Source organism: Spirochaetota bacterium (genome assembly GCA_040756435.1).
In the GTDB taxonomy this organism is placed as follows: Bacteria; Spirochaetota; UBA4802; order UBA4802; family UB4802; genus UBA4802.
Map to the genome: position 1 here is coordinate 1 of JBFLZD010000095.1, position 6,917 is coordinate 6,917.

A 6,917-nucleotide genomic window follows, 5' to 3' on the forward strand; every position below is an offset into this window, starting at 1 on the left:
TACTGGAGAATGATTATAAAGTATATAATTATTATACAGCTGAGGATGCTCTGAAAAGTGGTGTCATTGGGTCAGCTGATATTATAATAACGGATGTAAACCTACCAGGCATTAATGGGCTGGAATTTATTCACAAAGTGCATGAAATTGATGAGAATGTACCCATTATTGTCATCACTGCATACAATGATATTGAAGTTGCAATATCAGCATTAAAAGCAGGAGCTTTTGATTTTATTCTGAAACCATTTAAAAATGATCAAATAACGCTTGCCGTACAGAGGGCGTATGAACGCCATAAACTTATAAAAGAAAATATAAAATTAGTTGAAGAACTTAAATTAAAGAACCAGGAATTGGAGAAGCTTTATGCCCAGTTACAGGCACGTTCTATTCAGATTGAGAATGAGCTTGATATTGCCAGTAACCTGCAACAGTGCCTTTTCCCGGTTGTTTTCCCGGATATCAAAGGATTTTCTTTTTATCTAAAATTTAAGCCTGTTGAAAAAATAAGTGGTGATTTTTTTGATTTTATAATTCATGATGAAAATCATTTCTCATTTATCTTTGCTGATGTTTCTGGGCATGGGGTACCGGCTGCTCTTTACTCAGCAATCGTAAAGACTGCCATAACGACATTTGTCAATGTAACAAAGTCACCATCGGATATATTAAAAGAAATGAATCAGTTTTTAATACAGACGCAAAAAATGATGAGCTACAATTATGCAACCATATTCTTTGCACATTTTGATTTAGCAAAATCCTGTATTGAATATGTAAATGCTGGCCTGCCTTCACCCATTGTGATGCATCCGGATGGGCACATAATCAGGATGGAAACAACCGGTCCTTTCGTTGGCATATTTGATACTTCCCTGTATACAACCAAAAAAATTGAATTGCTTCCTGGTGATAAATTACTTTTCTTTTCAGATGGTGCCTTTGAGTGCCCTGACCGAGTTGATAGAATCCTGGGAGAAAAACGGTTCCAAGAGTTAATTGATGAGCATAAAGATCTGGAAATACCAGAACTAATAGAATTTTTATTTGATAAAATTCAGGATTTTTGTGGAGTTGATCGTTTTGTAGATGATGTAACCATGTTAGGGATGAAATTTAATGCGCACTGATTAATTATTGCACTTTTGCAAATAAATAATAGTACTTATATAGCATAAAGATAACACGTGTTTACTAGAACATGAAAATAAATATGTAGTAAATAAAATGGAGGATTTCATGAGAAAAGTCATGTTTATATATTTTGTGCTTATTATGACTATTTTGTTATCAGTACCTTGTGTTTATGCATTAGAGATTAGCTTTGTTGTTGGGGATGTCATTGTTGAACGTAATGGAAAAGAGGAACTTGCAGTAGTGGGAATGAAGTTATTGCAGGGGGATGTAGTTGTAACAAAAAATGCAAGTATTGCAGAATTGCTGTATGCAGATAAAAGTACTGTTCGCATTTTTGAAAATACTAAAGTCAAGGTTGCAGCAATACAGGATAATCATGAGAATGTTTCTATCATTAATGGCGTTATCAAGGCAAAGATTTCAAAATTACAGAAGGGGGAGTCTAAAAAAGTATATACGCCAACTACTGTTTGTGCAATCAGAGGAACAGAGTTCTTTGTAGCTGTTAGCGATAGTTCAAACTCACGGGTTAATATGGAAGAAGGATCTCTGGCATTGGCAAATCCGTATGGAGAAGTAAACGTACATGGCGATGAGCAGGCTACTGTTGAAGTAGCAAAAAAGCCGTTGCAGGATGATAACCCTAAAAATCCTGAGTTGTGGAAAAACACAGATGATAAAGAATTTTTCCTGGAGCCACAAAAATATGCAGAAAGCTATAATGAATATTTAGCTACGTTAGAGCAAAGAAGTTCAATGCAATCAGCTGAGATAGAAAAATTTAAACAATCATCGGTTAAGAAGGATTCTAAAAAATTAGAGAAAGATATGGATGAACTGGAAAAAAAAGTGGCTGTTATAGCGGATGATTATTTTTTAGGCGATTGTGCCAATGCGGCGGTGGATAATGTTTTGGAAATTTATAAAGAAAAGAAACAGGAAATTTTCGATAGTTTTAATAAAGTAAAAGAACAAGCAGATAGAGTTGTTCAACAACAAAAGGCTAATTATGAGGCAATAATGGCTATCAAGGAAGCTTATAGAAAAAGCTATGAAGAAATAAAAGGGAAGCATAAAGAAAGCGTTGAAAAAATTAAGGAAGAAATAAATAAAGTACAGGGCCAGTAAGTTACCGGTATGATAATAAAAAGTTTTTTGCGGACTGGACACCCTGTTCAAATCCTTCCAGAATTTTTTTGGGGTCACGGGTCAATCTGTCTACATTGAAATCATCTGGTGGATAGATAATATCTATTTTTTTATGTTTATGTTCCAGTTCATCAAGAATGGAATTATACATGAGGTACCTGTTTTCCAGTGCCTGAATAAGATAACGATATTTTGAATCCTTAAAGTAATTTTCAATAAGATATCTGATCCAGAATGATTCTTCTTTTTTTCTGTATCCTTTTTTTCTTGTTACAACAACAAGGATATCTTCTTCCTTGTAACCAAGGCTTAATGCTTTTTTATAAGGTATGGGATCAAGTAACCCTCCATCACATAATTTGCGATTGTTGTATTCTACAAATCCACGATATAATACAGGTATTGCGGCAGATGCTTTTAATGATGTTATAATATCATCTTTCATTGAATGAAGATATACTGTAGATGGAGGATTATTATCGCTATATTCAGTGGCAGTTATCAATACAGGGATAGAGTGTTTCAAGTATTGAAAATTCAATGTTTCTTTACCTTCAATGACTGTTGAAACCATCCAGTCTAAATTTAATATATGCTTTGTTGGTCGAAGTATATTTGATATTTTTATAAAACTTTCACTTAACAGGACCCCAAAAAAAGCATCACGTGCTAAATAAATTTGGTGTGCTGAGTATGCAACACCTGTTAAAGCACCAGCTGATGATCCTATGATTAAGCTAAAAGGAAAATATTCTCTGTCGGTGAATGCCTGAAGAACTCCTGTTAAAAATACTCCACGCATGCCACCACCTTCTAAGATGAGGACTTTCTTTGTAGGAAATGATTTTTTTTGACGGTGTTTTGATAAGTACCTAATAAATGCAGATACTATTAGCATAGAGGTATACTCCTGTTATAATGGGTTTTAGAATCAAATAGCATTTTAATGAACTAAGTAATAAAAAATATCGTTGTATACAAATTTGATTCTTTGATTAATTCAAAATAAAAACTATTAGCATATCTTCAAATGATTAAGGGACTGCAGCACTCATACGCAAATTATTAAAAAATACCGCATTTATAATGAATGTACTGTAACAAAAGTCAATAGGAAAATAATAGTATTGACATTGTGTTTTTTAAAATATACATTTAAACAGTATATGCTAATTTTTGCTACTTAAATAATTATTTGAGTAATAATTGTACACCTCTGATATTGGGAGGGTAGCATGGAAGCAATTATAGTACAGCATGGTGAAGCAGTAGAGGCATCGGTAAACCCTGAAAGACCATTATCAAAAAAGGGCCAGGAACAATGTATCAAATTAGCCCAATTTTTGAAAATCATTAGCTGGAAACCTGATATTATTATTCATAGTGGCATATTGAGGGCCTATGAAAGTGCGGCGATAGTAGCTGAAAAATTTCATTGTGAAGTAGCGGTCAATAAATTAATCAACCCCAAAGACAATCCTGATGCTATTATACAGTATTTATTGCTTGAAAAAAGAAATGTTATCGTGGTAACCCATAAACCATTTATTGATGTACTGATGGCACGAGTTCTTGCAACTTCTCAAACCGGGCTTATAACGATCACCAATGCGTCTCCCGTTTTTGTATCCAGTGATGGCGAAATGCTCTATTGCAAAGCGTATATTCCTGAAACAATGATAGATGCCATTATTCGTTCTTTTTCAAACCGGCAATCATAAGAATAATAATACCTATTATAGACCATACAAAGGTACGCAATCTCCGTACAATACCTATAGTAAGCCCTAAAGAAGGGTCATACCCTAATAGTGTAAGAGCTAACGAATACGATCCTTCACTGGTACCTAAATTTGCTGGCATAAAAAACATGACAGATGTTAAAAAAAGCCCAAATACATACAAAAATAGTGCATGGTAGATATTAAAGGGGATATTAAGGAAGTATACAATCAGATATATCTCCAATGTGCAGGAAATTGTCACTGCAAAATAATGAAGCAGTATAGAAATGATGAACTTATGTATATGCGATTTGCTGCTGAAAATATATTTAATTTCTTCATCCAATTCTTCAATTTTTTTCCGTCTTTCTTCTGTTATAAGCTTTTTACTAAAACGTGATGGTACTAATGAAATGATAAAATCCAGTAACCCTTCCCGTTGCTTTTGAATAATGATAGCAATCATAATCAGTGTCAGTAAAAAAAAGCTTAACGCAATAGCAGTAATATACGATGGCAATTTGAGAATGAATAAGCTCAATATAATACCTGTTAAAAACATTAATGCATTTGCCAGTGAATGCGCTGTTCTATCAAGCACTACAGAGGCTAATCCCACCTGCAGGGGGATGTGCTCTTTCATATACATTGCTTTTAATGGCTCCCCGGCAATAGAGCCAAAAGCATTGATAGAAGATGTTGAGTCGCCACCTATGCGGGCAAGTACAAGTAGTATAAACGTTTTGAAGGTAACAGGATGATTAATCAAAACCTTCCAGCCCAGGGTAAGAAAAATATGGCTGAATATAAATATGCTGACGATGATCCAGAATCCCCATCCAACAGCTATAATTTGTGATATTGTTTTTTGAAGACCAAAAGTTTTAAAAAGAAAAACAAGTATTAGTATTCCAATTAATAAAAAAATGTAACGAGCTTTTTTCATACGGTATCCAGAAAATTAAAATTGAATGGCCAGGACAGTAAAATCATCCACAAATTCTTTGTCAACATCCTGAGTAATAAGATTATCCTGGAGTCTTTGGATAAGAAAATCAGGTCCCTTTTCAATGGATTGCAGTGCAATTTCAATAAGTTTTTTTTCACCTGCATCCATGTTCCCGTTGCCTAATAGATCAAGAACTCCATCTGTAAACAGGACAACAAGGTCACCATCCTCAAAGAACAACGCTTTTTCTTCATATTTTGCATTGTTGGTAATGCCAAGGGCTACTCCTTTGGCATTCAGATGAATTGTCTCAAGTGTTTTTGAACGTATTAACAGTTGATTATTATGTCCTGCACTACCATAGGTTAAGAGTTTATTATGTGAATCAATGAGCATGTAAAATACGGTTACAAACATACCATATTCAGAATCTTCATAAATATATTTGTTGGCATGGGTAAGCAACTGGCCAGGCTGGTTGTTGATACGGGATTCTGCTCGTAATACGTTCCGTGCTGTACCCATAAATAGTGCTGCGGGGATGCCTTTGCCTGATATATCAGCAATAAGTAAACCAAATTTTTCATTATCAAACTGGAAAAGATCGTAAAAATCCCCACCAACTTCTTTTGCCGATTTATTAAATGCTGCTAAGCGGTGATTATTGATTGATTGAGGAATCTTTGGGAGTATTCTTTTCTGGATTTCTGATGCTATGTCAATTTCCTGGGCAAGTCTTCGTTGCTCTTCTGTTTGTTGTAGATATAGTGAATTCTGATAAGCTTCTACAATCTGATTGGCTATGGTGGTTGCAACTCTCAGGTCATACGCGTCAAAACTTGTTTTATCTAATTTGTCGGCTAAGTTTAAAACACCAATAACGGTATTTTTATATCGTAAGGGAATGGAGATAAATGAAGGGGTAATATATTCATGAATTTTTGCAAAAGAAGCAAGGGATGGGTCTGCTATTATATTATTAACCAGTAAAGGGTCCCCACTTGTAAAAACATGATAGGCAATAGGTGCCTGATTTTTACTCAATGGAGAATTAATAGATTCAGGAAGATTATACGATGATGCAATAGAAAATTTGTCTGTTGTGGTATTATACAACAATATGGATGCACGTTTAACACCTACTGATGAGGCAAGTGGCTGAATTATCTTTGAAAATATATTTTCAGAAGGGCCAGAATGAGCAATGGCCTGGGATATCTCATACATTATTTCCAGTTCCTTAAGCCGGGTAGTCAAATCCTGATAGAGCTGGCGGTGTGTAATTGCAATAGCTGCTGAATCAGCAATATACATCAACACTTTGAGATCATCCTGGGAAAAAGAATCCCTCCCAATTGTGTTTACTGCTTCTATAACGCCAACTAACCTATCAACAAGAACCATGGGAGCACAGATAATATTTCGGGTATAGAAATGAGCCTTGTTATCAATTTCTTTATAAAACCTATCATCATTTTGAGGGTCATTGACAATAACCGGGGTATTGGTAAGAGCAACATGACCGGCAATCCCTTTTCCCTTAGGGACTATCTCCCCCTTAATAAGAGAGTCACTTCCACCTCTGACAATATAAAAATAGAGGTCTTCCGTAACAGGATCAGTAAGAAGGATTGAACAACCTTCTGTTTGCAACATATCTTTGGTTATATCAAGAATGACCATCAACAAATCTGAAAGTTTCAGATTGGAATTGATTCTTTTGTTAATAGCGCTGAATTTTTCAATGTCATACTGTAACATGGACTTTTACCATGATCCTTAAAAAAAATCTGGTTGCCTTAAAATTCACAGGACTCAATATCCAGAATTTACATGATTGAACCAAATATAAATTAATATTTACTATTACAAAATAATTTTATAAAATGTCCAGTAATAATTCCTTAAAAAATTTCATAAAGAAAATAGTGAACATCCCCGCCGCCGAAGGCGGC

General features: G+C 34.6%; 6 protein-coding genes. 3 read left to right on the forward strand and 3 right to left on the reverse strand.

Features of this window, described 5'->3' with window-relative positions:
• Both AB1444_15880 and AB1444_15885 read left to right on the forward strand, forming a co-directional pair.
• The coding region (locus AB1444_15880; GenBank protein MEW6528135.1) for a fused response regulator/phosphatase at positions 1-1,133 on the forward strand (1,133 nt) is incomplete at its 5' end.
• 109 nt (positions 1,134-1,242) lie between these two features.
• Positions 1,243-2,268, forward strand: coding sequence for a FecR family protein (locus AB1444_15885; GenBank protein ID MEW6528136.1), 1,026 nt, complete (start codon positions 1,243-1,245; stop codon positions 2,266-2,268).
• A 1-nt stretch (position 2,269) separates the two neighbouring features.
• On the opposite strand, the gene AB1444_15890 is transcribed toward AB1444_15885, so the two are convergent.
• On the reverse strand, positions 2,270-3,187 hold the full coding sequence (locus tag AB1444_15890; protein ID MEW6528137.1) for a patatin family protein: 918 nt from the start codon (positions 3,185-3,187) through the stop codon (positions 2,270-2,272).
• A 337-nt stretch (positions 3,188-3,524) separates the two neighbouring features.
• Between AB1444_15890 and AB1444_15895 the strand changes: the two genes are divergently transcribed.
• On the forward strand, positions 3,525-4,010 hold the full coding sequence (locus tag AB1444_15895; protein MEW6528138.1) for a phosphoglycerate mutase family protein: 486 nt from the start codon (positions 3,525-3,527) through the stop codon (positions 4,008-4,010).
• Here AB1444_15895 and AB1444_15900 read toward each other — a convergent pair.
• Complete coding sequence (locus tag AB1444_15900; GenBank protein ID MEW6528139.1) at positions 3,979-4,959, reverse strand: lysylphosphatidylglycerol synthase transmembrane domain-containing protein; 981 nt, start codon at positions 4,957-4,959, stop codon at positions 3,979-3,981. The genes AB1444_15895 and AB1444_15900 overlap by 32 nt on opposite strands.
• 15 nt (positions 4,960-4,974) lie before the next feature.
• A complete protein-coding gene (locus AB1444_15905) occupies positions 4,975-6,723 on the reverse strand; it encodes a GAF domain-containing SpoIIE family protein phosphatase (GenBank protein MEW6528140.1) in 1,749 nt (582 codons plus the stop codon).
• Between the last annotated feature and the right edge of the window lie 194 nt (positions 6,724-6,917).

Excerpts from the sequence above, each read along its gene's own strand:
- AB1444_15885 (MEW6528136.1), top strand. The coding sequence starts at position 1,243 with ATGAGAAAAGTCATGTTTATATATTTTGTGCTTATTATGACTATTTTG.
- AB1444_15890 (MEW6528137.1), bottom strand. The coding sequence starts at position 3,187 with ATGCTAATAGTATCTGCATTTATTAGGTACTTATCAAAACACCGTCAA.
- AB1444_15895 (MEW6528138.1), top strand. The coding sequence starts at position 3,525 with ATGGAAGCAATTATAGTACAGCATGGTGAAGCAGTAGAGGCATCGGTA.
- AB1444_15900 (MEW6528139.1), bottom strand. The coding sequence starts at position 4,959 with ATGAAAAAAGCTCGTTACATTTTTTTATTAATTGGAATACTAATACTT.
- AB1444_15905 (MEW6528140.1), bottom strand. The coding sequence starts at position 6,723 with ATGTTACAGTATGACATTGAAAAATTCAGCGCTATTAACAAAAGAATC.